Below are 23009 nucleotides of genomic sequence, written 5' to 3' on the forward strand. Positions count from 1 at the left end.
GGCATTCCCTGGGCCCGCGCGCGGGCGTTCCTATGATGGGAGCGTCCCACCCGGAAGGAAGCGCATGACCGAGCCCCACCCCTGGCGCCGCTACGTCGCCCTCGGCGACTCCTTCACGGAGGGCATCGGCGACCCCGAGCCGGGCAGCCCGGGCGGGCACCGGGGCTGGGCCGACCGGGTCGCCGAGGTGCTGGCCGACCAGGTCGAGGGCTTCTCCTACGCGAACCTCGCCATCCGCGGGCGCCTGCTCGGGCAGATCGCCGACGAGCAGGTCGAGCCCGCGCTCGCGCTGCACCCGGACCTCGTCTCGCTCTCCGCGGGCGGCAACGACATCCTCCGGCCCGGCGCCGACCCCGACCGCCTCGCGGAGCGCCTCGACCGGATGGTCGCCCGGCTCGCCTCCGAGGGCGCGACCGTGGTGCTCTTCACGGGCACCGACGTGAAGTTCTCCCCCGTCTTCGGGCGCCTCCGCGGCAAGGTCGCGATCTACAACGAGGACATCCGGGCGGTCGCCGCCCGGCACGACTGCATCGTGGCCGACCAGTGGTCGCTCACCGAGATCCAGGATCCGCGCATGTGGGACGTCGACCGGCTGCACCTCGCGCCGCTCGGGCACCACACCGTCGCGCGCATGGTGCTGCAGGCGCTCGCCGTCGAGAACGACCTCGAGCCCTTGAAGCCGGAGCCGCTGCCGACGCGCACCTGGCGCCAGGCGCGCGCCGGCGACATCGACTGGGCGCGCTCGTACTTCGTGCCGTGGGTGCTGCGGCGCCTCCGGCACCAGTCCTCGGGCGACGGGCGCACGGCCAAGCGGCCGGACGCGTCGCCGTGGACGCGCGTCGACGCCGGCGGCTGACCATCCGGCGTCTCAGCCGAGCAGCTCCCCCGGGTTGCCGAGGCGCCACCATCCGTCGGGCCCCGGGATCGCGCGGTCGAGCGCCAGCGGCACCCGCACCGTCTCCTGCCCGGCCGTGACCGTGGCCGCGCCGACCTCGGTGCCGGCGGCGGCCTCCCCGGATCCGGACGCCTCGACGGTCGTGGAGACGGGCGTGTCGCCCCATACCAGGAGCGACTCGTCCGCGGTGGCGACGGCCTGCGCCGTCGCGCCCCACGCGGTCGTGTAGTCGGCGAAGGGCTCCCCCGCCGTGGCCACCTGCACCACGTGCAGGTTCGCCGACACCGTCGGCAGGAGCGCGGTCACCTGCCTGGCCAGCTCCGCGTGGTCCGTCGCGCCGAGCGTCACGCCGACGAGCGTCACGTCCCGGTCGCCCACCTTCGTGTCCACCGCCCAGAGCAGGCACTTGCCCGCCTGCTCCAGCGTGCCCGTCTTGATGCCCCGGAACCCGGGGATGCCGGCCAGCTGGTTGCGGTTCTCCACCGTGCCCACGCCCGCCACGTCGGCGCTCCGCTGGTCGACGATGCCCGACAGCACGGGGTCCGCGAGCACCATCTCGCCGATGCGGACGAGGTCGGCCGTCGTGCTCACGGTCGCGGGCGAGAGCCCCATCGCATCGGCGACGTGCGTGCCCGTGAGCCCCTGCTCGGCGAGCCACGCGTTCGCGGCCGCGACGAAGGCGTCGTTCGAGCCGTACGCCCAGACCCCGAGCGCGGCCGCGTAGTTGTTGGCGCTGGCGAGCAGCGCGCCCTCGAGCAGGTCGCGCTGCGAGAGGCTCGTGCCCGGGACGGCGGGCTCGACGATGCCGTCCTGCTTGAGGATCTCGCCGCGCAGCGCCTCGTCCTCGGCCGTGAAGGTGACCTGCGGTCCGTCCTCCCCCGGCGCGAGCGGCTTGGCCCTCAGCACGACGAGGGCCGTCACGGTCTTGGTGATGCTGGCCATCGGCCGGGGCGTCGGATCCTGGTCGTCCGTCGCGAGCACGCCGTCGAACCCGACGGCGCCGACCGCGGAGACGCCCGCGGTCGGCCACGTCTCGGGCGTCGGGACGTTGACGACGGGCGACGGCGCGTCGACCTGCGCGACCGCGGCAGGCGGATCCGCCGTGAGGGTGACGGGGACGTACACACCTGCCGAGACGAGGAGCGCCGCGGCGAGGCCGCCCAGCGTGAGGCGGCGCGTGCGGCTCACGCGGGGACCCGCAGCGCGTAGAGGGCCACGGCGCTCGCCGCGGCCACGTTCAGCGAGTCGACGCCGTGCAGCATGGGGATCACGACCGTCGAGTCCGCGTGCCGGAGCGCGTGCCGGCTGAGGCCGTCGCCCTCGGTGCCGAGCACGAGCGCGATCCGCTCCGGCGCGTCCGCCGCGAAGGCGTCGAGCGTCACCGCGTCGTCCTCCAGCGCGAGCGCGGCGAGGTGGAAGCCGGCCTCGTGCAGGAGCGGCGCGGCCTCCGGCCACTCGGGCAGCCGGGTCCACGGCACCTGGAGCACGGTGCCCATGCTCACGCGCACGCTCCGGCGGTAGAGCGGGTCGGCGCAGCGCGGGGTGATGAGCACGGCGTCGGCGCCGATGCCCGCGACGGCGCGGAAGATCGCCCCGACGTTCGTGTGGTCGACGATGTCCTCCAGCACGACGACCCGGCGCGCGTCGCGCAGCACGTCCGCGACCGCGGGCAGCGGCGGACGGTGCATCGCGGCGAGCGCCCCGCGGTGCAGGTTGTAGCCGGTGAGCCGCTCGAGCACGGGAGCGGCACCCACGAAGACCGGCACGTCGGGGAAGCCACCGAGGAGCGGCGCGACGTCGTCGAGCCACTGCTCCTGCACGAGGACCGAGCGCGGCACGTGCCCCGCGGCGAACGCGCGGCCCATGACCTTGGTGGACTCGGCGATGTAGAGGCCGCCCGCGGGCTCGCTCACGCGACGGAGGGCCACGTCGGTGAGACGCGAGTAGTCCTCGAGGCCCGGCGAGGAGAGGTCCTCGATGCGGTGGATGTGCACGCCGGATCCTCTCTCGGTCCGCCGGGAGGGTTGCGGAGCCACTTCGCGCGGAGCCGTCGCGGGGATGCGCTGTCTAGACTCGACAGGACAATGATGCCCTGCCCCGTCGCCGCCCGCCGACACGGCGGGGCGCCAGCTCGGCACCGGGAGGCCCCATGAGCACCGCTCTCCGTGACGATCCCCGACCCCCCGCGGGGTCCACGATCGCCGAGGCGGTCGAGCTGATGCGCGGCCGCCGCACCGCCGTCCTCACGGGCGCCGGCCTCAGCACCGACTCGGGCATCCCCGACTACCGCGGCGAGGGCGCCCCGAAGCGCGACCCCATGACCTTCCAGCAGTTCCGCAGCGAGGGCGACGACTTCCGCCGCCGCTACTGGGCGGGCGGGCACCTCGGCTGGAAGGCCTTCAGCTCCGCGCGGCCCAACGACGGCCACCGGGCGCTCGCCGACCTCGAGTCCGCCGGCGTCGTCGGCGGCCTGGTCACGCAGAACGTCGACGGCCTGCACGAGCGCGCGGGATCCCGCCGCGTCGTGGACCTGCACGGCTCGCTCGACCGCGTCCTCTGCCTCGACTGCGGCCAGGCCTACGCGCGCTCGGCGATCGCCGACCGCATCAGCGCCGAGAACCCCTGGCTCGACCAGCCCGACGCGGTCGAGCTGAACCCGGACGGCGACGCGCAGGTGCACGACGTGGACCGCTTCCGGATCCCCGTCTGCAGCGTGTGCGGCGGCATGCTCAAGCCCGACGTGGTGTTCTTCGGCGAGCTCGTGCCCACGGAGCGCTTCCGCGACGCGAGCGCCATCGTGTCCGAGGCGGACGTCCTGCTCATCGCCGGGTCGTCCCTCGCGGTCAACTCCGGCATCCGCCTGCTCGAGATCGCCCGGAGGGGCCGCATGCCGATCGTGATCCTCAACCGCGGCACCACCAAGGGCGACACCCGGGCGACCGTGCGCCTCGAGGGCGGCACGAGCGAGATCCTCCGCGCCATCGCGACGGAGCTCGCGTCGTGACGCGGATCGTCCTCGTCCGCCACGGCCGCACCGCGTGGAACGTGGAGCGGCGCGTGCAGGGATCCAGCGACATCCCCCTCGACGACACCGGCCGCGCGCAGGCCGCCACCGCGGGCGCGCTGCTCGCCGAGGCCGTCGCCGGCGGCGCGCGCTGGGACGCGGTGCACGCGAGCCCGCTGAGCCGCGCCTTCGAGACGGCGTCGATCATCGCGGAGCACCTCGCGCTCGGCGGCGCGCCGACGACGGGCCCGCTGCCGGAGCCCGCGCTGGCGGAGCGCCGCTACGGGCTCGCGGAGGGGCTCACGCACACCGAGATCGAGGCGCGCTTCCCGGACGGCGACGTGCCCGGTCGCGAGACCGTGGAGTCCGTCACCGAGCGCGCGGGAGCCGCGCTGCTGCGCCTCGCGGAACGGCACCCGGGCGGGTCGATCATCGCGGTGTCGCACGGCGGCGTCATCGCGGCGCTCGCCCGCAGCCTCGACGCGTCGCTCGTCGGCCGCCAGGGGCCCATGATCGAGAACGGCTCGGCGCACACGTTCGGCGTGGTCGACGGCGAGCTGTCGCTGCTGCGCTTCGGCGGCATCGCGGACCTCGCCGGCGTCGTGGACCTCGACCCGGCGCGCCGGGCCTGACCCGACGCCGCTCCCCCGCGGCCCGCGCCGGCGCGCGGCTCAGGCGCCGCGACGCCCCGTCCGGGCGACCTGCTCGAGGAGGTCGCCGAGCGCTTCCGCCGACCTGTCCCAGTCGTACTCGGCGGCGCGGGCGATGCACGCCGCCGACCGTCGCCGCCATTCGTCCGGGTCCTCCAGCGCGCGCACGGCCGCGGCGAACCCCTCGGCGTCGTCCGGGTCCACGTACACGGCCGCGTCGCCGCCGATCTCGCGGAAGATCGGGATGTCGCTGACCACCACGGGCAGGCCGACGCTCATGGCCTCGATCACGGGGATCCCGAACCCCTCGTCCCGGGACGCCGTGAGGAGCGCGGTCGCGCCGCGGAGCGCGGACGCGTACTCGGCGTCGCTCGCGCCATCGCGGAAGACGAGCCGCGCCCCGTCCGCGATCGCCTCCAGCCGCTCGCGCTCCGCCTGGCCGACGCGGCTCATGAGGTGCAGCTCGTGGTCGGGCAGGTCGTCGGCCGCGCGCACGAGCGTCTCGACGTTCTTGTAGGGCATGTACGAGCCCATGTAGACGAGCGTGCGCTCGACGGGTGCGTCGCGCGGCCCGTCCGGGCGGCCGTCGGGCGCGGGCGCGAGCTCGGCGGCGTTCGGCACGACGACCACGGGCCGCGTGGTCAGCCGGTGCGCGCGGATGAGGCCGCGTGTCGTCTCGCTGACCGTCACGATCGCGTCGGCCCGGTCGAGCAGCAGCCGCTGCGGCCACCACGCGAGGTGGAAGGCCCGCCAGAGCGCGCGCACGGGCGCGGGCAGGTCGCGCGGCGGACGCCGGTGCCGGTAGTAGATGAGGTCGTGCAGCGTGAGCACGAGCGGGTACGTGCGGCCGCGGGATCCCATCGTCTGCATGGGGCTGTAGACGACGTCGGGCCGCATGCGCGACACACGACGGGCGACCCACGGCTCGCGCGGCCCGGTCGGCGAGCTGACGAGCTGCCACGGCAGGTCGGGCAGGAGCGCGAGCTGGCGGTGGTCGCTGATGAGCATGGTCACGTCGAAGCGCGCGCCCAGCCGCGCGACGAGCTCGGCGCCGTAGCGGCTGATCCCGTCGTGCCGGCCGATGCGCGTGTACCTGCAGTCGAACACGAGCCTCATGACGCGCTCCCCTCGTCCAGGAACGCGCGGATGGAGCCGGCCGCCTCCCGGGGCGTCTCGTAGTGGATGAGGTGCCCGACCCGCGGGATCACCTCGAGCCGGGCGTCGGCGAAGAGGCGCTGCAGCCGGTGCTGCGCGGCGACGGGCGTGATGTCGTCGCGCTCGGCGGCCACCAGCAGCACGGGGACGGCGACGCGGGGCGCGTACGTGCTCGCGTCCGACGACACCGACGCGCGGAACGCCTCGAGCACGACGCGGCGGTCGCTGAACGCGCTGAAGAAGCGGTCGTGCTGGTCGTTGATCCACCGGCGGAGCGAGCGGTCGCGCGTCTTCGCCATGGCCTCGCTCATCACGCGGACGATGACGCGGTTGCGCAGCAGGCCGAAGCCCGCGCGCTCGGGCAGCACGGCGGCGGCGCGGTAGTACAGCACGGCGAGCCGGGTGAGGATCCCCCGCGGTCCCTCGAGCGCCGGAGCGGCGATCGGGTTGACGAGGATCGCGCGGGGGCTCGGGAGGCCGCCAGCGAGCGCGGCCGAGACGACGATCGACCCGAACGAGTGGCCGAGCACGGTGGCGTCGCGCGTGCCGGTCGCGTCGACGAAGGCCCGCAGCCACGCGGAGTAGCCGGGGATGTCGTGCCGCGCGTCGACGAGCGGCGTCGAGTCGCCGAACCCCGGCAGGTCGGGCGAGAGGATCCGCACGCCCGGCAGCTGCGCGACGACCGGCTCCAGCCCGTGGTGGTCCCCGCGGAACCCGTGCACGACGACGAGCGTCTGCGGGGCGTCGGCGGGCCCGTACTCCCACCAGGCGGTGCGGCTCCCGAGGAGGTCGACGGTGCGGCGGACCACGGGGATGCGGTCGAGCTGGGCGGCGTAGGGCGAGGGGACGGTCATCGAGGACGAGTCTACGAGCGGGCGCCGCCCCGGCCCCCGGGCGCGCCGGGCTCCGTCCGCCCGGCCTTCCGCGCCTAGAGTTGCGACGAGCCTTCCCGCCCCGAGTCGATGCCCCCGTCGCGCCCATGAGGAGAACCGTGAGCTTCACCGCCCCCATCACCCTGCCCGGCCTCACCCTCGACAAGCAGTGGTACAAGCGCTCGGTCTTCTACGAGGTGATGATCCGCTCGTTCGTCGACTCCAACGGCGACGGCACCGGCGACATCCAGGGCCTCATCTCCAAGCTCGACTACCTGCAGTGGCTCGGCATCGACGGCCTGTGGATCCCGCCCTTCTTCCAGTCGCCCCTCCGGGACGGCGGCTACGACATCAGCGACTACATGTCCGTCCTCCCCGAGTTCGGCACGCTCGACGACTTCAAGGAGCTCGTCACCAAGTCGCACGAGCGCAACATGCGGATCGTCATCGACCTCGTGATGAACCACACCTCCGACCAGCACGAGTGGTTCCAGCAGTCCCGATCGGACCCCGACGGCCCGTACGGCGACTTCTACGTCTGGAGCGACACCGACGAGAAGTACGAGGACATCCGCGTCATCTTCGTCGACACCGAGGAGTCCAACTGGACCTTCGACCCGGTGCGCCGCCAGTTCTTCTTCCACCGCTTCTTCTCGCACCAGCCCGACCTGAACTTCGACAACCCGAAGGTGCACGAGGCCATCTACGGCGTCATCCGCCACTGGCTCGACATGGGCGTCGACGGCCTGCGCCTCGACGCGATCCCGTACCTCTACGAGACGGAGGAGGGCAACGGCGAGGGCGAGCCCGCGACGCACGAGTTCCTCAAGCGCCTGCGCGCCATGGTCGACGAGGAGTACCCGGGCCGGATCCTCATCGCCGAGGCGAACCAGTGGCCCCGCGAGGTCTCCGCGTTCCTCGGCACCGAGGAGGAGCCCGAGTGCCACATGGCGTTCGACTTCCCGATCATGCCGCGCATCTTCTACTCCCTCCGCTCGCAGACCGCGGACGAGCTGAAGCGGATCATGAGCGAGACGTTCGAGATCCCCGAGGCGGCCGCGTGGGGCGTCTTCCTCCGCAACCACGACGAGCTCACGCTCGAGATGGTGAGCGAGGAGTACCGGCAGGCCATGTACGGCTGGTACGCCTACGACCCGCGCATGCGCGTCAACATCGGCATCCGCCGCCGCCTCGCGCCGCTCCTCGACAACTCGCGCGCCGAGCTCGAGCTCGTGCACGCGCTCCTGTTCTCCCTCCCCGGAAGCCCGTTCCTCTACTACGGCGACGAGATCGGCATGGGCGACAACATCTGGCTGCCGGACCGCGACGCGTCCCGCACGCCCATGCAGTGGACCCCCGACCGCAACGCCGGCTTCTCCACCGCCGACCCGGGCAAGCTCTACCTCCCCGTCGTGCAATCCCTCGTCTACAACTACGCGCAGATCAACGTGGAGTCGCAGCTCGCCCAGTCGCGCTCGCTGCTGCACTGGGTGCGGAACGTCATCCACGTGCGGAAGGCCCACCCGGTCTTCGGACAGGGCACCATCCGCGTGCTCCCGACCGACCACGAGAGCGTCCTCGCGTTCGTGCGCTCCTACGAGGGCAGCGGCACGCACTTCGGCGACCGAGCCGAGGACGTGCTGTGCGTCTTCTCGTTCGCGCACAACCCCGTCTCGGTCACCATCGACGCGTCCGACTTCGCCGGCTCGCAGCTGTACGACCTCTTCGGCGGCGGCGTCTTCCCGACCGTCGGCGACGACGGTCGCCTCACGCTGACGCTCGCGACGCAGAGCTTCTACTGGCTGCACATGGGTGCGCCCGCCATCGGCGGTCGCCCGTAGCATCTACAGGATGACCTCCCGCTGGCACGACACACTGGCCTCGTTCGACCTCGAGACGACGGGGGTGGACGTCGAGACCGCGCGCATCGTCACGGCCTGCATCGTCGTGCTCGACGCGCAGGGCGAGGTCGTCGAGCGGCACGACTGGCTCGCGGATCCCGGCGTGGAGATCCCCGCGGGCGCGGCGGCCATCCACGGGGTCACGACGGAGCGCGCGCAGGCCGAGGGCCGCGACGCGGCCGCGGTCGTGCTCGAGATCGTCACCACCATCCGCGAGGTGTTCGCCCGCGGCCTCGCGCTGGTGGTCTACAACGCGCCCTACGACCTCACGCTCCTCAACCGGGAGGCCGTGCGGCACGGGGTCGAGCCCCTGCGCGACACCGGCCCCGTCATCGACCCGCTCGTCATCGACAAGGCGGTGGACACCTACCGGCGCGGCAAGCGCACGCTGTCCGTCGCGGCCGAGCACTACGGCGTGCGCCTCGACGACGCGCACGACGCCGGCGCGGACGCCATCGCCGCCGGCCGCGTGGCCCAGGCCATCGCCGGGCGCTACGCCGACCAGCTCGACATCCCCGTCCTCGACCTGCACGACCGCCAGGTCGACTGGTCGCGCGTCCAGGCGGAGAGCTTCCAGGACTACATGCGGCGCACGCGCGATCCCGCGTTCACCACCTCGGGCGCCTGGCCCGAGCGCCACGCCGACAGCTGAGCCGGTCCGCGTCGCCCATCCGCGCGAGGTGGGCGACGCCGGGGACGACGAAGGGCGCCCGGCCGAGGCCGGGCGCCCTTCGTGGTGCAGCGGGAGGCTGCTACTTCTTGGTGCCGAAGCCCGCGTAGCGCGAGTTGAACTTCTCGACGCGACCGGCGGAGTCCATGATGCGCTGCTTGCCCGTGTAGAACGGGTGCGACTCGCTCGAGATCTCGACGTCGATGACGGGGTACGTCTTGCCGTCCTCCCACTCGATGGTCTTCGAGCTGCCGACGGTCGAGCGGGTGAGGAACGTCGCACCGGAGGCGAGGTCGCGGAAGACGACGGGGGCGTACTGGGGGTGGATGTCGGTCTTCATCGGGGAGTGTCCTTCGTCGGTTCGATATCGTGCGCGGGAAGCGTGGGTGCCCGGGATGATCACCGGACCAGTGGACGAGCCTACCAGACGGGTGCCGGGAACGGGTCGGCGCGCCGGCGAGAGGCGCGACGGGATCAGCGGCGGACGGCGCGGGCCGTGAAGCGGCCGTCGTCATGCGTGACCTCGAGCTCGAGACCGAACGCGCGTCCGAGGTTGTCGGCCGTGATGACGTCGCCGAGCGGCCCGGCCGCGACGACGGCGCCCTCGCGCAGGAGCAGCCCGTGCGTGAAGCCGCGCGGGATCTCCTCGACGTGGTGCGTGACCATGACGATGCCGGGTGCCTCGGGCGCCGAGGCGTAGCCGCCGAGGAGCTGCAGCAGCTCCTCGCGCGCGCCGAGGTCGAGGCTCGCGGCCGGCTCGTCGAGGAGGAGCAGCTCGGGATCGGTCATGATCGAGCGGGCGATCTGCACGCGCTTCTGCTCGCCGTCGCTCAGCGTGCCGAACCTCCGCTGCTCGAGGTGGCCGAGGCGCCACTCGGCGAGCACGCGCTGGGCGCGGCGCACGTCGATGTCCTCGTAGTCCTCGTTCCAGCGGCCGGTGACCGAGTACGCGGCGGTGAGCACGACGTCCAGCACGGTCTCGTCGGCGGGGATGCGCCTGGCCATCGCGGTGGACGCGAAGCCGATGCGCGAGCGGAGCTCGAAGACGTCGACGCGGCCGAGCTCGTGGTCGAGGACGGTCGCCGTGCCCGAGGACGGGTGCGCCATGGCGGAGGCGATCTGCAGGAGGCTCGTCTTCCCCGCGCCGTTCGGCCCGAGGACGACCCATCGCTCGTCGCCGTCCACCGTCCACTCCACCTGGTCGAGGATGGTCGTCCCGTTCCGGACGAAGGACACTCCGGACAGGGAGAGGACGTGGCTCATGCGGAGGAGTCTACCGGCCCGGACCCCGCGCACCTCCCGGTCGCGGTGCGAGCCGGGAGGCGCGGACGGCGGTGCGCCACCGTGCGCTCAGCGCAGGATCGACGCGTAGATCGCCTCGGTCTGGCGGGCGATGCGGTCCCAGCCGAACTCGCGCTCGGCGCGCACGCGGCCGGCCTCGCCCATGCGGCGCGCGGCGTCGGGATCCGCGACGACCTCGGTCAAGGCGTCGGCGAGGTCGCGGACGAAGCGCGCGGGATCCGTGGGCGTGCCCGTGCCGTCCGTGGCCTGGTCGATGGGGACGAGGCGGCCGGTGACGCCGTCGTCGACGACCTCGGGGATCCCGCCCGTGGCCGTGCCGACGACGGGCGCGCCGCACGCCATGGCCTCGAGGTTCACGATGCCGAGCGGCTCGTAGACGGAAGGGCAGACGAAGACGGTGCCGGCGGTGAGGACGGCGGAGAGCTCACGGCGCGGCAGCAGGCGGTCGATCCACACGACGCCCGAGCGCTCCTCCTGCAGCCCGCGGACGAGGGCCGTCACCTCCTCCATGATCTGCGGGGTGTCGGGCGCGCCCGCGCACAGCACCATCTGCACGTCGGCGGGCAGCAGCGCGGCGGCGCGGAGGAGGTAGGGCAGGCCCTTCTGGCGAGTGATCCGGCCGACGAAGACGACCGACGGCCGCGACGGGTCGATGCCGAGGGAGCGCACGAGCTCGTCGTCGTGCACGGGCGACCACGCCTCGAGGTCGATGCCGTTGTAGACCGTGTGGACCCGGGCCTCGTCCAGCGCCGGGTACGAGCGGAGGATGTCGCGCTTCATGCCGTCGCTGACGGCGATCACGGCGTCCGCCGCCTCGTACGCGGTGCGCTCGATCCAGCTGGAGACGCGGTAGCCGCCGCCCAGCTGCTCGGCCTTCCACGGGCGCAGCGGCTCGAGGCTGTGCGCGGTGACCACGTGCGGGATCCCGTGCAGCATCGACGCCACGTGGCCCGCGTGGTTCGCGTACCAGGTGTGCGAGTGGACGACGTCGGCGCCCGCCACGTCGCTCGCGATCGCGAGGTCGACGGCCATCGTCTGCAGGGTCGCGTTCGCCTCGCGCAGCTCCGCCGGGACGGGGTAGGAGAAGACGCCGGGCTCGTCGCGCGGCGCGCCGAAGGCCCGGACGACGACCTCGGTCCTCTGCCGCATGGCCTTCACGAGCTCGGTGACGTGCACGCCGGCACCCCCGTATACCTCGGGCGGATACTCCTTGGTGATCACGTCTGCTCGCATTGGTCGAACGCTAGTACATGCCCCGACGTGCATCTACGCTGGACCAATGGCATCGAAGAAGATCTTTGGAATCGTGCTCGCCGGCGGCGAGGGCAAGCGCCTCATGCCCCTCACCGCGGACCGGGCGAAGCCCGCCGTCCCCTTCGGCGGGCAGTACCGGCTGATCGACTTCGCGCTCTCCAACCTCATCAACTCGGGGCTCACGCAGATCGTGGTGCTGACCCAGTACAAGTCGCACTCGCTCGACCGCCACGTGTCGCAGACCTGGCGCCTCAACCAGATGCTGAACTCCTACATCGCGTCGGTGCCCGCGCAGCAGCGCCTCGGAAAGCGGTGGTTCAGCGGGTCGGCCGACGCGATCCTGCAGAGCCTCAACCTCATCAACGACGAGAAGCCCGACATCGTCGTCGTGGTCGGCGCCGACCACGTGTACCGCATGGACTTCAGCCAGATGATCGAGGCGCACATCGCGTCGGGCCACGGCGCCACGGTCGCCGCGATCCGCCAACCCATCGAGCTCGCCGACCAGTTCGGCGTCATCGACGTGGACCCCGCGAACCCGTACCAGATCCGCGCCTTCCTCGAGAAGCCGAAGGACCCGCAGGGGCTCGACGACTCCCCCGGCGAGGTGCTCGCGTCGATGGGCAACTACGTCTTCGACACCGACCAGCTCATCGACGCGGTGCGCCGCGACGGCGAGAACGCGGAGTCCGCGCACGACATGGGCGGCGACATCGTGCCGTGGTTCGTCGAGCAGGGGAACGCCGGCGTCTACGACCTCAACCGCAACGAGGTGCCCGGCGCCAACGACCGCGACCGGTACTACTGGCGCGACGTCGGCACGATCGAGTCGTTCTTCGACGCGCACCAGGACCTCATCTCGGCGCTGCCCGTGTTCAACCTCTACAACAAGGACTGGCCGATCTTCAGCCAGCAGCTCAACAGCCCGCCGGCCAAGTTCGTCCGCGACGCGCAGGGCAACACGGGCACCATGATCGACTCGATCACCTCGCTCGGCGGCGTGATCAGCGGTGCCCACGTCGAGCGCAGCGTGCTGGGCCCGTGGGTCATCGCGGAGTCGGGTGCGCGCATCGTCGACAGCATCGTGTTCGACAAGGTGCACATCGGGGCGGGCGCGGTCATCACCCGCGCGATCCTCGACAAGGACGTCGAGGTCGAGCCGGGCGCCACGGTCGGCGTCGACCACGACCGCGACCTGGCGCGCGGCTTCACCGTGACCGACGGCGGCATCACCGTCGTGGGCAAGGGCGTGCGCGTCACCCCGTGAGCGTCGTCCATCCGCTGACGCCGCCCGCCCCGTCGTCGGCGCCCGTCCCCCGCGTCCTCCCGCGCATGCTCGTGGTGCTCGACGTCGACTCGACCCTCATCGAGGACGAGGCGATCGAGCTGCTCGCCGCCGAGGCGGGCGCGGTCGACGAGGTCGCGGCCGTCACCGACCGGGCGATGCGCGGCGAGCTCGACTTCGCGGAGAGCCTGCGCTCGCGGGTCGCCACGCTGGCCGGGCTGCCGACGACGGTCCACGCCGCTGTCGGGTCGCGGATCCGCGTCACGCCCGGCGCCGAGCGCATGATCGCCGGGCTGCACGAGGCCGGCCACGTCGTCGCGGTCGTGTCGGGGGGCTTCCACGAGCTGCTGGATCCGCTGGCCGAGCGCCTCGGGCTCGACCTCTGGCGCGCCAACCGGCTGGAGACGGCCGACGGGCGGCTCACGGGACGCGTCGCGGGCCCGGTCGTCGACGCGGCCGCCAAGCGCGCGGCCGTCGAGGAGTGGAGCGCCGCGCTCGGGATCCCGCTCGCCCGCGTCGTGGCGGTGGGCGACGGCGCCAACGACCTCGAGATGATGGCCGTGGCCGGGCTGTCCGTGGCCTTCGACGCGAAGCCCGCGGTCCGCCGACGCGCCGACGTGTGCGTCGACCGCCGCGACCTCGCGCAGGTGCTCGCGCTCCTCGGCCTCCCCCGCTGATCCGGTCGCCCAGGCGTGCGTGCGGGTCAGCCCGTGACGACGGCCCGGGCGATCGCCGCGAGCTGGGCGATGTTCGCGGGCATCCGCTCCCGCTCCGACGGCAGGCTCGCCAGGTGCGTCACGTTGTCGAGGTACGCCAGGAAGATGAACGCGCCGAATCGCTCGTCCGGGACGCCCGTGCTGCCGCCCGCCGCCGTGTAGGCCCGGTGGAACTGCGCGCGCTGGCGGGGCGCCAGGTACATGATCGCGGCGGCGACGTCGAGGCCGGCCGGACCCAGCCCGCACCGGTCGAAGTCGATGACGGAGACGCCGGCGGGGCCCTGGATCAGGTTCCCCGGGTGGTAGTCGCCGTGCACCATGATCGGCGGCCCGGCCTCCGCCAGCGTCGATCGGAGCTCCGCGATCGCGCCGGCCAGCGCCTCCGCGGTGGAGCCGTCGGCCATGATCCCCGGGTAGCCCTCGACGAGCCGCTCCAGGCGCACGGTCGCGTAGTCGGCGTCGTAGCGGCGTCGCTCGCCCGCGAGCGCGACGGCCGCCGGATCCGCGCCGGCCGCGTGCAGGGCCGCCAGCGTCTCCGCGAACGGCCCGGCGTCCGACGAGGCCGGGAGGCTGCTCAGCATCTCGCCCTCGTGCCACGTGAGCAGGCTCGCGAGGCGCCGCTCGACGCGCGCGCCCGAGGCGCCGACCACCGCGCGGCGGAGGCCGATCTCGTCGTCGTCGGGGACGGCGACCTCGACGGTCGTCGTCCAGGATCCGGTGCGGGTCCGCTGCGGCTCGGGCACGGACGGCCCGCCGCGCCCCGCGAGCAGGTCGAGCCAGTCGAGCTCCAGGTCGATCTCGCGCTGCTTCCGGCGCGCGACGTGCAGCCGCAGCAGGTACCGGCACCCACCCTGGACGTCGACCCGGTAGGCGTGGTTGTGGGTGGCCCCCAGCTCGGTGAGCTCCACCGGACCGAGGTCCCAGGCGGCCAGGAGGTCGGACACGGCGCGCTCCCCGACGGGCGGGGTCAGTGGCCCATGCCGAGGCCGCCGTCGACCGGGATCACGGCGCCCGAGATGTACGCGGCCTCGTCGGAGGACACCCACGCCACGACGCCCGCGACCTCGGCCGCGGTGCCGTAGCGTCCGGCCGGGATGGACTTCTTGTACTCGGCCGCGGTCGCCTCGGGAAGCTCCGCAGTCATGTCGGTCTCGATGAAGCCGGGCGCGACGACGTTCGCGGTGATGCCGCGGGCCCCGAGCTCGCGCGTGACGGAGCGGGCGAGGCCGACGAGCCCGCTCTTGGACGCCGCGTAGTTGACCTGCCCACCCGAGCCGTACAGCCCGACGACGCTGGAGATGAGGACGATGCGGCCGAAGCGCGCCTTGAGCATGCCCTTGGACGCGCGCTTGACGACGCGGAACGCGCCGCCCAGGTTCGTGTCGACGACCTCGGTGAAGTCGTCGTCGCTCATCCGCATCATGAGGGTGTCGCGCGTGATGCCCGCATTGGCGACCACGACCTCGACGGGGCCGTACGCGGCCTCGACCTCGGTGAACGCGGCGTCGACGGACGCGGCGTCGGTCACGTCGGCCCGCACCGTGAGGCTGCCATCGGGCCCCTGGCCGGAGCGCGCGGTGACGGCGACGCGGTGGCCGCGGCGCAGCATCTCCTCGGCGATCGCGTAGCCGATCCCCCTGTTGCCTCCGGTGACGACGACGGTGCGGGCGGTGCTCATGGGGGACCTTCCATTACGGGTTGGAGGGGGCTTGCGGACGCGGACGAGCCTATCGGTGGCCGGGCGTACCCTGGTCTCGATGGGGAGCGCGTCGCTCCCTGCGAAGGACGCCATCCACGCATGCCAGCTCCGCAGCAGTCGGTCACCAGCCTCCCCCGGTCACCCCAGGAGGACCGCCATGCCCGCATGGTGAAGTACACCATCGCGATGAGCATCCGCATGGTCTGCATCCTGTCCTGCCTCTTCCTCCAGGGGTGGTGGCTGGCCGTCGCCGCCATCGGCGCCATCGTGCTCCCGTACTTCGCCGTCATCCTCGCGAACGTCGGCGGCAACCAGGGCACAGCGGTCGAGCGTCCCGGCGGCGTCGTCGTCGTGTCCGCGCGCCACTCCGGCTTCCCGCCCCCGGCCGAGCCGTACGTGCCGTCGGAGCCGTTCCGGGCGTCGGAGCCGTTCACCACGCCCGAGCCCTTCACGACCTACGAGACGGGTCGGGCGCCCGAGCCGACCCGCGCCTCCGACGTCCGTCCGACGACCGTGGGCGGACCCACCGCACCCGACGCGCCGGCCGACGCGTGAGCGGGCTCGCCTCCTGGGGGCTCGGATCCGACGGGCCGTCCTCCGACGTCGCCGAGTGCTCGCGCGCCGCGTGCCGCCTCGATGCCGCCTGGCGCGTGGAGTGGCGGAACCCGCGCATCCACACGGCCGACCGGGTCAAGACCTGGACCGCGTGCGACGAGCACGTGGGCTTCCTGCGGGACTTCCTCGCCGGGCGCGACTTCCCCGTGCGTGTCGCCGCGATCGACGCGCCCGTCGCGGGGGCGATCGCGTGAACCGCTGGCGCTTCGTGCTCAACCGCAGGTGGGCGGGCTATCTGCTCGTGGCCGTGGTCTTCGCCATCGCGTGCGTCCTGCTCAGCCACTGGCAGTTCGCGCGCCGCGACGAGGCCCTCGCCGAGATCGCCAAGGTCGAGGTCAACTGGGACCGCGCCCCGCAGCCCGTCGACCAGGTGCTCGCCGGCACCTCGGCGTACGTCGACACCCAGAAGTGGACCCCGGTCCGGATGACCGGCACGTACCTGGTGGACCAGCAGCTGCTCGCGCGCAACCGGCCGTTCAACGGGCAGCCGGGCTTCGAGGTCCTCACGCCCCTGCGCCTCGACGACGGGCGGGTGTTCGTCGTCGACCGCGGCTGGGTGCCCATCGGCAACTCGCAGGACTCCCCCGACTCCGTCCCGGCGCCGCCTGCCGGCGAGGTCACCGTGACGGCGCGGCTCAAGGCGGGAGAGCCGGAGCTGCCGGGTCGCTCGGCGCCCGAGGGGCAGATCGCGACCGTCAACCTTCCCGACATCGCCGAGCGCGTCGGGTCCCCCACGTTCACGGGCGCCTACGGCCTGCTGATCTCCGAGGACCCCGCCCCCTCGGACCCCGCGCCGTTCGCGACGCCGCGTCCCGAGGAGGACGAGGGCCCGCATCTCTCCTACGCGTTCCAGTGGCTGGTGTTCGCGATCATCGCCTTCGTCGGGCTGGGAGTGGCGATCCGCAACGAGTACCGCATCATCAACCAGGACGACCCCGAGGAGCAGGACCGCGAGCGCGCCCGACAGGCCAAGCGCGCGCGGAAGCAGCCGTCGGACGCGGACGTCGAGGACCGGATCCTCGACGAGGCGCGCTGAGCCCGATCAGGCCAGCTCGATGAGGTCCATGTAGTCGGGGCTCCAGTGGTCCTCGGTGCCCTCGGGCATGATGAGGACGCGCTCCGGGTTCAGCGCCTCGACCGCTCCCGAGTCGTGGCTCACGAGCACCACGGCGCCGGAGTACGTGTTGAGCGCGCCGAGGATCTCCTCGCGGCTCGCGGGGTCGAGGTTGTTGGTGGGCTCGTCGAGCAGCAGCACGTTGGCGCCGGACACGACGATCATCGCCAGCGCGAGGCGCGTCTTCTCGCCGCCGGACAGGACGCCGGCGGGCTTCGCCGAGTCGTCGCCCGTGAACAGGAACGAGCCGAGCACGCGCCGCGCCTCCATCTCGGAGATGTCGGGCGATGAGGAGACCATGTTCTCCAGCACGCTGCGCTTCACGTCGATGGTCTCGTGCTCCTGCGCGTAGTAGCCGACGCGCAGCCCGTGGCCGGGCTCGAGCCGGCCGGTATCGGGCTGGTCGACGCCCGCGAGGATCCGCAGCAGCGTCGTCTTGCCCGCGCCGTTGAGGCCGAGGATCACGACCTTGCTGCCGCGGTCGATCGCGAGGTCGACCGCCGTGAAGATCTCGAGCGAGCCGTAGTTCTTGCTGAGGTCGCTCGCCATGAGCGGCGTGCGGCCGCAGGCCACGGGCTCGGGGAAGCGCAGCTTGGCGACGCGATCGACGGCGCGCACCTCCTCGAGGCCGGAGAGCATCTTCTCCGCGCGTCGCACCATCTGGTGGGCGGCGGCGGCCTTGGACGCCTTCGCGCCGAACTTCGCGGCCTGCAGTTGGAGGACGCCCGCCTTCTTCTCGACGTTGGCGCGCTCCTTCTTGCGGCGCTCCTCGTCGGCGGAGCGCTGGCGCTGGTAGTGCTTCCAGCCCATGTTGTAGATGTCGATGACCATGCGGTTCGCGTCGAGGTAGAAGACGCGGTTGACGGTGTCGCCGACGAGCTCGACATCGTGGCTGATCACGATCAGGCCACCCTGGTAGCCCTTGAGGAACTCGCGGAGCCACGTGACGGAGTCGGCGTCGAGGTGGTTGGTGGGCTCGTCGAGGAGCATCGTGTCGGCGCCGGAGAACAGGATGCGCGCGAGCTCGATGCGGCGGCGCTGACCGCCGGAGAGGGTGCTGAGCGGCTGGTCGAGGATGCGATCCGGGAGGCTCAGGTTGCTGGCGATCGACGCGGCCTCGGCCTCCGCCGCGTACCCGCCGAGCGCGACGAAGCGCTCCTCGAGCCGGCCGTAGTCCTTCATCGCCTTCGCCGAGACCTTGTCGTCGGTGGAGGCCATGTCGATCATCGCCCGCTGCATGTCGAGCGACAGGGTGCCGAGGCCGCGGGCGTCGAGGATGCGCGTGCGGGCCAGGTCCTCCGGGTTGCCGGAACGCGGATCCTGCGGGAGGTAGCCGATCTCGCCGGAGCGGTCGATGCGGCCGCCCGTGGGCTGGCCCTCCCCCGCGAGGATCTTGGTGAGCGTGGTCTTGCCGGCGCCGTTGCGACCGACGAGGCCGATCTTGTCCCCCGGGCTCACCCGGAACGAGACGTCCTCCATGAGGACGCGGGCGCCGACGCGCAGCTCCAGGTCGTGTACAGCGAGCACGGTGAGGGGTCCTTCTGTTGAGCGGATGTCCCACGGTCCGTGGGAGAGGGGCGACCCGCAGCAGAGGGGGTCGAGCCCGGTCGGTCGAGGGCGTCCATCGGACCCGACCCGTCCAGTGTACGAGACGACGGCGACGCGGGCCTCCCCGGGCCGTCAGGCGACGCGACGACGGCCCCACCCGGGAGCGGGTGGGGCCGTCGTCGACGAGCGGTGGAGCGAGGATCACATGGAGAAGCCGAGGGCCCGCATCATGTCGCGGCCGTCGTCCGTGATCCGGTCGGGACCCCACGGCGGCATCCACACCCAGTTGATGCGGAACGCGGCCACGACGCCGTCGAGCGCCTCCGCCGTCTGCTCCTCGAGCACGTCCGTGAGCGGGCAGCCCGCGGACGTCAGCGTCATGTGGATGATGAGGGCGTCGTTCTCGTCGTCCCACGCGAGGTCGTAGATGAGGCCGAGGTCGACCACGTTGATCCCGAGCTCGGGATCCATCACGTCCTTGAGCGCCTCCTCGACCTCGTCGAACTTCTGCGGGGTCAGCGTGCTCTGCGTGCTCACGCCGTCACCGTCGTGGAGGGCGCCAGGAAGCGGTCGTAGCCCTCCTCCTCGAGGCGGTCGGCCAGCTCGCGGCCGCCCTGCTCGGCCACGCGGCCCGCGACGAACACGTGCACGAAGTCGGGCTGGATGTAGCGGAGGATGCGCGTGTAGTGCGTGATGAGCAGGAGCCCGAGGCCGGTGTTCGCCTTCGCGCGGTTGACGCCCTCGGAGACGATCTTGAGCGCGTCCACGTCGAGGCCGGAGTCGGTCTCGTCGAGGACCGCGAACTTCGGCTTCAGGAGCTCCAGCTGGAGGACCTCGTTGCGCTTCTTCTCGCCGCCGGAGAAGCCCTCGTTGACGTTGCGCTCGGCGAACGCGGGATCCATCTTGAGCGCCGCCATGGAGCTGCGGACGTCCTTGATCCAGCCGCGGATCGCCGGGGCCTCCCCGTCGATCGCGGTCTTGGCGGTGCGGAGGAAGTTGGTCGTGGTGACGCCCGGGATCTCGACCGGGTACTGCATGGCGAGGAACAGGCCCGCGCGGGCGCGCTCGTCCACCGTCATGTCGAGGACCTCGACGCCGTCGAGCGTGATCGAGCCGGAGTCGACGTGGTACTTCGGGTGACCGGAGATCGTGTACGCGAGGGTGGACTTCCCCGAGCCGTTCGGCCCCATGATCGCGTGGATCTCGCCCTCGTTGATCGTGAGGTCGACGCCCTTGAGGATCTGCTTGCGACCCTGCTCGGTGTCGACGCTGACGTGCAGGTCGGTGATGGTGAGAGTTGACATGCGTGCGGTTCCTCTAGCTCTTCGGGGTGGTGTCGATGTGGATGTCGCCGTCCACGATCGTCACGGGGTAGACGGGGACGGGCTCGTAGGCCGGCAGCGTGCGCGGCTTGCCCGTCTCGAGGGAGAACTTGGACCCGTGGGCCCAGCACTCCAGGGTGTCGCCCTCGACGAACCCCTCGGCCAGCGAGATGTCGCCGTGCGTGCAGGTGTCGCCGATGGCGTGCACCGTGCCCGAGGAGTCCTTCACGAGCGCGATGGCGAGGCCCTCGATCTCGATGCGGAGCGCCTCGTTCTCGCCCAGCTCGTCGACGGCGCAGATGCGGACGGCGGTCATCGCGCGACCCCCGCGGACGGGCTGGCGGCGAGCTCGGCCTCGATGGCGGCTTGGAGCCGCTCCTCGAGGTCGGGGACGCCGATCTGCTGCACGATCTCGCTGAGGAATCCGCGGACGACGAGGCGGCGCGCCTCCTCCTCCGTGATCCCGCGGGCCTGCAGGTAGAACAGCTGCTCGTCGTCGAAGCGACCCGTGGCGCTCGCGTGACCGGCGCCGGCGATGTCGCCGGTCTCGATCTCGAGGTTCGGGACCGAGTCGGCGCGTGTGCCGTCCGTGAGGACGAGGTTGCGGTTCTGCTCGTAGCTGTCGGTGCCCGGCGCCGAGCGGCGGATGAGCACGTCGCCGATCCACACGGTGCGCGCGCCCTTCCCCTGCAGGGCGCCCTTGTAGGTCACGCGGCTGCGGGTGTTCGGGGCGTCGTGGTCGACGTACACCTGCTGCTCGAGGTGCTGGCCCGCGTCGGCGAAGTACACGCCGAGCAGCTCGCCGTCGGCGCCCTCGTTCGAGAGGTGCGCCGAGGGGTTGACCCGGACGATGGATCCGCCGAGCGTCACCACCACGTGCTTGAGCTTGGCGTCGCGGCCGACGACGGCCTGGTGCGCCGCGAGATGGCGCGCCTCGTCGTCCCACTCCTGCACGGTGACGACGGTGAGCTCGGCCTGGTCGCCGACGACGATCTCGACGTTCTCGACGAGCGAGGCCGAGCCGGCGTTGTCGAGGATGACGACACCGCGGCTGAAGGGCGCCGCCGTGATGACGGTGTGCGCGGCGCGCGGCGCGGAACCGAGCTCGGAGCGGCCGACCGTGACGGTGACGCGCTCCTCCCCCGAGACGTCGATGGCGAGCGCCTCGCCGAACGACGACCAGGCGTTGGCCTGGGCGCGGTCCTCGGGGGCGCCCGCGCCGCCGATGCGGGCGTCGTCGCGAGGGATCCACGTCACGGACGTGCCCGCGGCCTCGGAGCTGGTGACCGGGTAGCGCGAGCCGTCGAGCTCCCCGGAGATGAGGTCGTCGAGCCGGCGGACGGGCGTCAGCTTCCAGACGGCCTCGCGGCCGGTGACGGCGTCGAACGCGTCGACGTCGGTCGACGTGAAGCGCTCGGAGCGCGTCTGGATGGGGACGGCCGCCCACCCTCCGTCGGTGTGCGCCCGGCTGCCGTGCTGGTCGGCGGGGACGGGGGCTTCTGTGGTGGCGAGTGGGGTCGTCATCTAGCCGACGGATCCTTCCATGCCCATCTCGATGAGCTTGTTGAGTTCGAGCGCGTACTCCATGGGCAGCTCTCGGGCGATGGGCTCGATGAAGCCGCGGACGATCATGGCCATGGCCTCGTCCTCGGGCATGCCCCGGCTCATCAGGTAGAACAGCTGCTCCTCGCTGACGCGCGAGACCGTGGCCTCGTGGCCGAGCTGCACGTCGTCCACGCGGATGTCGATCGCGGGGTACGTGTCGGAGCGGGAGATGGTGTCGACCAGCAGCGCGTCGCAGCGGACGGTGTTGGCGGAGTGGTGGGCGGCCGCGTCGACGCGGATCTCGCCGCGGTAGCCGGCCCGGCCGCCGCCGCGCGCGATCGACTTGGAGACGATCGACGACTGCGTGTACGGCGCCATGTGCACCATCTTCGCGCCGGCGTCCTGGTGCTGGCCGGGACCCGCGAACGCGACGGACAGGGTCTCGCCCTTGGCCCGCTCGCCCATGAGGTAGATGGAGGGGTACTTCATCGTGACCTTGGAGCCGATGTTGCCGTCGATCCACTCCATGGTCGCGCCCTCGGCCGCCGTCGCGCGCTTGGTGACGAGGTTGTAGACGTTGTTCGACCAGTTCTGGATGGTCGTGTAGCGGACGCGGGCGTCCTTCTTCACGATGATCTCGACGACCGCGGAGTGCAGCGAGTCGGACTTGTAGATGGGGGCGGTGCAGCCCTCGATGTAGTGGACGTAGCTGCCCTCGTCCGCGATGATCAGCGTCCGCTCGAACTGGCCCATGTTCTCGGTGTTGATGCGGAAGTACGCCTGCAGCGGGATCTCGACGTGCACGCCCTTGGGCACGTACACGAACGAGCCGCCCGACCACACGGCCGTGTTCAGCGCGGCGAACTTGTTGTCGCCCGCGGGGATGACGGTGCCGAAGTACTCCTTGAAGAGCTCCGGGTGCTCGCGCAGGGCCGTGTCGGTGTCCATGAAGATGACGCCCTGGTCCTCGAGCTCCTTCTGGATGGAGTGGAAGACGACCTCGGACTCGTACTGGGCCGCGACGCCGGAGACGAGGCGCTGGCGCTCCGCCTCGGGGATGCCGAGACGCTCGTACGTGTTCTTGATGTCGTCGGGCAGGTCCTCCCACGTCTGGGCCTGCTTCTCCGTGGAGCGCACGAAGTACTTGATGTTGTCGAAGTCGATGCCGGAGAGGTCGGCGCCCCAGGTGGGCATGGGCTTCTTGCCGAACAGCTCGTAGCCCTTCATGCGGTTGGCGAGCATCCACTCGGGCTCGCTCTTGCGCCGCGAGATGTCGGCGACGACCTGCGGGGAGATGCCGCGCTTGGCCGAGGCGCCGGCGACGTCCGAGTCGGACCAGCCGAACTCGTACTGCCCCAGGCTCTCGAGCTCCGGTCGGTCGATGAGCACATCTGACATGGCTACCTGCTTTCCTGACGATCTGGGCGTATCAGCGCCGTATCGGCATTCACCCTCCGCACGG

25 protein-coding genes are annotated in these 23009 nt (G+C 72.1%); 10 read left to right on the forward strand and 15 right to left on the reverse strand.

Translation table 11 applies throughout. From position 1 onward, the window contains the following. Positions 1–64 precede the first annotated feature (64 nt). Positions 65–856: an SGNH/GDSL hydrolase family protein gene (locus ITJ40_RS08740; protein WP_194666653.1), complete on the forward strand. Its 792-nt coding sequence runs from the start codon at positions 65–67 to the stop codon at positions 854–856. A 12-nt stretch (positions 857–868) separates the two neighbouring features. On the opposite strand, the gene ITJ40_RS08745 is transcribed toward ITJ40_RS08740, so the two are convergent. Together ITJ40_RS08745 and ITJ40_RS08750 are read right to left on the reverse strand one after the other, a co-directional pair. Then, positions 869–2083, reverse strand: coding sequence for a D-alanyl-D-alanine carboxypeptidase (locus ITJ40_RS08745; protein ID WP_194666654.1), 1215 nt, complete (start codon positions 2081–2083; stop codon positions 869–871). Then, entirely contained in the window at positions 2080–2889 is an 810-nt protein-coding gene (locus tag ITJ40_RS08750) for an RNA methyltransferase (protein WP_194666655.1), read from the reverse strand. The genes ITJ40_RS08745 and ITJ40_RS08750 overlap by 4 nt, the downstream gene beginning before the upstream one ends. 155 nt (positions 2890–3044) lie before the next feature. On the opposite strand from ITJ40_RS08750, the gene ITJ40_RS08755 reads away from it, so the two are divergent. Both ITJ40_RS08755 and ITJ40_RS08760 read left to right on the forward strand, forming a co-directional pair. Continuing rightward, positions 3045–3899, forward strand: a complete 855-nt coding sequence (locus ITJ40_RS08755) for a Sir2 family NAD-dependent protein deacetylase (RefSeq protein ID WP_194666656.1) — start codon at positions 3045–3047, stop codon at positions 3897–3899. After that, entirely contained in the window at positions 3896–4531 is a 636-nt protein-coding gene (locus ITJ40_RS08760; protein ID WP_194666657.1) for a histidine phosphatase family protein, read from the forward strand. The genes ITJ40_RS08755 and ITJ40_RS08760 overlap by 4 nt, the downstream gene beginning before the upstream one ends. A gap of 39 nt (positions 4532–4570) precedes the next feature. Here the strand turns inward: ITJ40_RS08760 and ITJ40_RS08765 are convergent, their stop codons facing one another. Continuing rightward, on the reverse strand, positions 4571–5665 hold the full coding sequence (locus tag ITJ40_RS08765; protein WP_194666658.1) for a glycosyltransferase family 1 protein: 1095 nt from the start codon (positions 5663–5665) through the stop codon (positions 4571–4573). Further along, positions 5662–6558: an alpha/beta fold hydrolase gene (locus ITJ40_RS08770; protein ID WP_194666659.1), complete on the reverse strand. Its 897-nt coding sequence runs from the start codon at positions 6556–6558 to the stop codon at positions 5662–5664. The genes ITJ40_RS08765 and ITJ40_RS08770 overlap by 4 nt, the downstream gene beginning before the upstream one ends. A gap of 125 nt (positions 6559–6683) precedes the next feature. On the opposite strand from ITJ40_RS08770, the gene treS reads away from it, so the two are divergent. Both treS and ITJ40_RS08780 read left to right on the forward strand, forming a co-directional pair. Beyond that, positions 6684–8417 carry a maltose alpha-D-glucosyltransferase gene (gene treS, locus ITJ40_RS08775; protein ID WP_174239530.1) on the forward strand — a complete coding sequence of 578 codons (1734 nt, stop codon included), beginning with the start codon at positions 6684–6686 and terminating at the stop codon, positions 8415–8417. A 10-nt stretch (positions 8418–8427) separates the two neighbouring features. After that, positions 8428–9129: a 3'-5' exonuclease gene (locus ITJ40_RS08780; RefSeq protein WP_194666660.1), complete on the forward strand. Its 702-nt coding sequence runs from the start codon at positions 8428–8430 to the stop codon at positions 9127–9129. 100 nt (positions 9130–9229) lie between these two features. On the opposite strand, the gene ITJ40_RS08785 is transcribed toward ITJ40_RS08780, so the two are convergent. The 3 genes from ITJ40_RS08785 to glgA all read right to left on the reverse strand — a co-directional run bounded on the left by ITJ40_RS08785 (position 9230) and on the right by glgA (position 11682). Beyond that, entirely contained in the window at positions 9230–9487 is a 258-nt protein-coding gene (locus ITJ40_RS08785; protein WP_194666661.1) for a type B 50S ribosomal protein L31, read from the reverse strand. A gap of 134 nt (positions 9488–9621) precedes the next feature. After that, on the reverse strand, positions 9622–10410 hold the full coding sequence (locus tag ITJ40_RS08790) for an ABC transporter ATP-binding protein (RefSeq protein WP_194666662.1): 789 nt from the start codon (positions 10408–10410) through the stop codon (positions 9622–9624). 87 nt (positions 10411–10497) lie between these two features. Next, positions 10498–11682: a glycogen synthase gene (gene glgA / locus ITJ40_RS08795; protein ID WP_194666663.1), complete on the reverse strand. Its 1185-nt coding sequence runs from the start codon at positions 11680–11682 to the stop codon at positions 10498–10500. A 46-nt stretch (positions 11683–11728) separates the two neighbouring features. On the opposite strand from glgA, the gene ITJ40_RS08800 reads away from it, so the two are divergent. Both ITJ40_RS08800 and serB read left to right on the forward strand, forming a co-directional pair. Beyond that, the gene (locus ITJ40_RS08800) at positions 11729–12970 is read left to right on the forward strand and encodes a glucose-1-phosphate adenylyltransferase (RefSeq protein ID WP_194666664.1); all 1242 of its coding nucleotides are present in this window, start codon (positions 11729–11731) and stop codon (positions 12968–12970) included. Continuing rightward, positions 12967–13665 carry a phosphoserine phosphatase SerB gene (gene serB / locus ITJ40_RS08805; protein WP_194666665.1) on the forward strand — a complete coding sequence of 233 codons (699 nt, stop codon included), beginning with the start codon at positions 12967–12969 and terminating at the stop codon, positions 13663–13665. The genes ITJ40_RS08800 and serB overlap by 4 nt, the downstream gene beginning before the upstream one ends. 26 nt (positions 13666–13691) lie before the next feature. Here serB and ITJ40_RS08810 read toward each other — a convergent pair whose 3' ends face one another. Together ITJ40_RS08810 and fabG are read right to left on the reverse strand one after the other, a co-directional pair. Further along, entirely contained in the window at positions 13692–14648 is a 957-nt protein-coding gene (locus ITJ40_RS08810; RefSeq protein ID WP_194666666.1) for an aminoglycoside phosphotransferase family protein, read from the reverse strand. Between the two features lie 23 nt (positions 14649–14671). Next, entirely contained in the window at positions 14672–15382 is a 711-nt protein-coding gene (gene fabG / locus ITJ40_RS08815; RefSeq protein WP_194666667.1) for a 3-oxoacyl-ACP reductase FabG, read from the reverse strand. A gap of 120 nt (positions 15383–15502) precedes the next feature. On the opposite strand from fabG, the gene ITJ40_RS08820 reads away from it, so the two are divergent. From ITJ40_RS08820 to ITJ40_RS08830, 3 genes are read left to right on the forward strand one after another with little or no spacing between them, the layout of a single operon-like run. Next, positions 15503–15958 carry a DUF3099 domain-containing protein gene (locus ITJ40_RS08820; protein ID WP_194666668.1) on the forward strand — a complete coding sequence of 152 codons (456 nt, stop codon included), beginning with the start codon at positions 15503–15505 and terminating at the stop codon, positions 15956–15958. Further along, the gene (locus ITJ40_RS08825) at positions 15955–16212 is read left to right on the forward strand and encodes a hypothetical protein (protein ID WP_194666669.1); all 258 of its coding nucleotides are present in this window, start codon (positions 15955–15957) and stop codon (positions 16210–16212) included. The genes ITJ40_RS08820 and ITJ40_RS08825 overlap by 4 nt, the downstream gene beginning before the upstream one ends. Further along, the gene (locus ITJ40_RS08830; RefSeq protein WP_194666670.1) at positions 16209–17054 is read left to right on the forward strand and encodes an SURF1 family protein; all 846 of its coding nucleotides are present in this window, start codon (positions 16209–16211) and stop codon (positions 17052–17054) included. The genes ITJ40_RS08825 and ITJ40_RS08830 overlap by 4 nt, the downstream gene beginning before the upstream one ends. A 6-nt stretch (positions 17055–17060) precedes the next feature. Here ITJ40_RS08830 and ITJ40_RS08835 read toward each other — a convergent pair whose 3' ends face one another. The 6 genes from ITJ40_RS08835 to sufB form a co-directional block, all read right to left on the reverse strand. Beyond that, positions 17061–18659: an ABC-F family ATP-binding cassette domain-containing protein gene (locus ITJ40_RS08835; protein WP_194666671.1), complete on the reverse strand. Its 1599-nt coding sequence runs from the start codon at positions 18657–18659 to the stop codon at positions 17061–17063. Positions 18660–18881: 222 nt separating this feature from the next. Then, complete coding sequence (locus ITJ40_RS08840; protein ID WP_012299299.1) at positions 18882–19217, reverse strand: metal-sulfur cluster assembly factor; 336 nt, start codon at positions 19215–19217, stop codon at positions 18882–18884. Next, complete coding sequence (gene sufC, locus ITJ40_RS08845) at positions 19214–19984, reverse strand: Fe-S cluster assembly ATPase SufC (RefSeq protein ID WP_116055542.1); 771 nt, start codon at positions 19982–19984, stop codon at positions 19214–19216. Before sufC ends, ITJ40_RS08840 begins: the two co-directional genes overlap by 4 nt. A gap of 13 nt (positions 19985–19997) precedes the next feature. Continuing rightward, positions 19998–20318, reverse strand: a complete 321-nt coding sequence (locus ITJ40_RS08850) for a non-heme iron oxygenase ferredoxin subunit (RefSeq protein ID WP_015490400.1) — start codon at positions 20316–20318, stop codon at positions 19998–20000. Beyond that, positions 20315–21526 (reverse strand): Fe-S cluster assembly protein SufD, encoded by a 1212-nt coding sequence (sufD, locus tag ITJ40_RS08855; protein WP_194666672.1) that lies wholly within the window; start codon positions 21524–21526, stop codon positions 20315–20317. Before sufD ends, ITJ40_RS08850 begins: the two co-directional genes overlap by 4 nt. Continuing rightward, positions 21527–22945: a Fe-S cluster assembly protein SufB gene (gene sufB, locus ITJ40_RS08860; RefSeq protein WP_012038419.1), complete on the reverse strand. Its 1419-nt coding sequence runs from the start codon at positions 22943–22945 to the stop codon at positions 21527–21529. Between the last annotated feature and the right edge of the window lie 64 nt (positions 22946–23009).

This window comes from Clavibacter sp. VKM Ac-2872 (genome assembly GCF_015351105.1).
Taxonomy (GTDB): Bacteria; Actinomycetota; Actinomycetes; order Actinomycetales; family Microbacteriaceae; genus Clavibacter.

Bases quoted from the DNA above. Each gene is read 5' to 3' on its own strand.
- ITJ40_RS08740 (WP_194666653.1), top strand. From the start codon at position 65: ATGACCGAGCCCCACCCCTGGCGCCGCTACGTCGCCCTCGGCGACTCC.
- ITJ40_RS08755 (WP_194666656.1), top strand. From the start codon at position 3,045: ATGAGCACCGCTCTCCGTGACGATCCCCGACCCCCCGCGGGGTCCACG.
- ITJ40_RS08765 (WP_194666658.1), bottom strand. From the start codon at position 5,665: ATGAGGCTCGTGTTCGACTGCAGGTACACGCGCATCGGCCGGCACGAC.
- ITJ40_RS08770 (WP_194666659.1), bottom strand. From the start codon at position 6,558: ATGACCGTCCCCTCGCCCTACGCCGCCCAGCTCGACCGCATCCCCGTG.
- treS (WP_174239530.1), top strand. From the start codon at position 6,684: ATGAGGAGAACCGTGAGCTTCACCGCCCCCATCACCCTGCCCGGCCTC.
- ITJ40_RS08780 (WP_194666660.1), top strand. From the start codon at position 8,428: ATGACCTCCCGCTGGCACGACACACTGGCCTCGTTCGACCTCGAGACG.
- ITJ40_RS08785 (WP_194666661.1), bottom strand. From the start codon at position 9,487: ATGAAGACCGACATCCACCCCCAGTACGCCCCCGTCGTCTTCCGCGAC.
- ITJ40_RS08790 (WP_194666662.1), bottom strand. From the start codon at position 10,410: ATGAGCCACGTCCTCTCCCTGTCCGGAGTGTCCTTCGTCCGGAACGGG.
- glgA (WP_194666663.1), bottom strand. From the start codon at position 11,682: ATGCGAGCAGACGTGATCACCAAGGAGTATCCGCCCGAGGTATACGGG.
- ITJ40_RS08800 (WP_194666664.1), top strand. From the start codon at position 11,729: ATGGCATCGAAGAAGATCTTTGGAATCGTGCTCGCCGGCGGCGAGGGC.
- fabG (WP_194666667.1), bottom strand. From the start codon at position 15,382: ATGAGCACCGCCCGCACCGTCGTCGTCACCGGAGGCAACAGGGGGATC.
- ITJ40_RS08820 (WP_194666668.1), top strand. From the start codon at position 15,503: ATGCCAGCTCCGCAGCAGTCGGTCACCAGCCTCCCCCGGTCACCCCAG.
- sufC (WP_116055542.1), bottom strand. From the start codon at position 19,984: ATGTCAACTCTCACCATCACCGACCTGCACGTCAGCGTCGACACCGAG.
- ITJ40_RS08850 (WP_015490400.1), bottom strand. From the start codon at position 20,318: ATGACCGCCGTCCGCATCTGCGCCGTCGACGAGCTGGGCGAGAACGAG.
- sufD (WP_194666672.1), bottom strand. From the start codon at position 21,526: ATGACGACCCCACTCGCCACCACAGAAGCCCCCGTCCCCGCCGACCAG.
- sufB (WP_012038419.1), bottom strand. From the start codon at position 22,945: ATGTCAGATGTGCTCATCGACCGACCGGAGCTCGAGAGCCTGGGGCAG.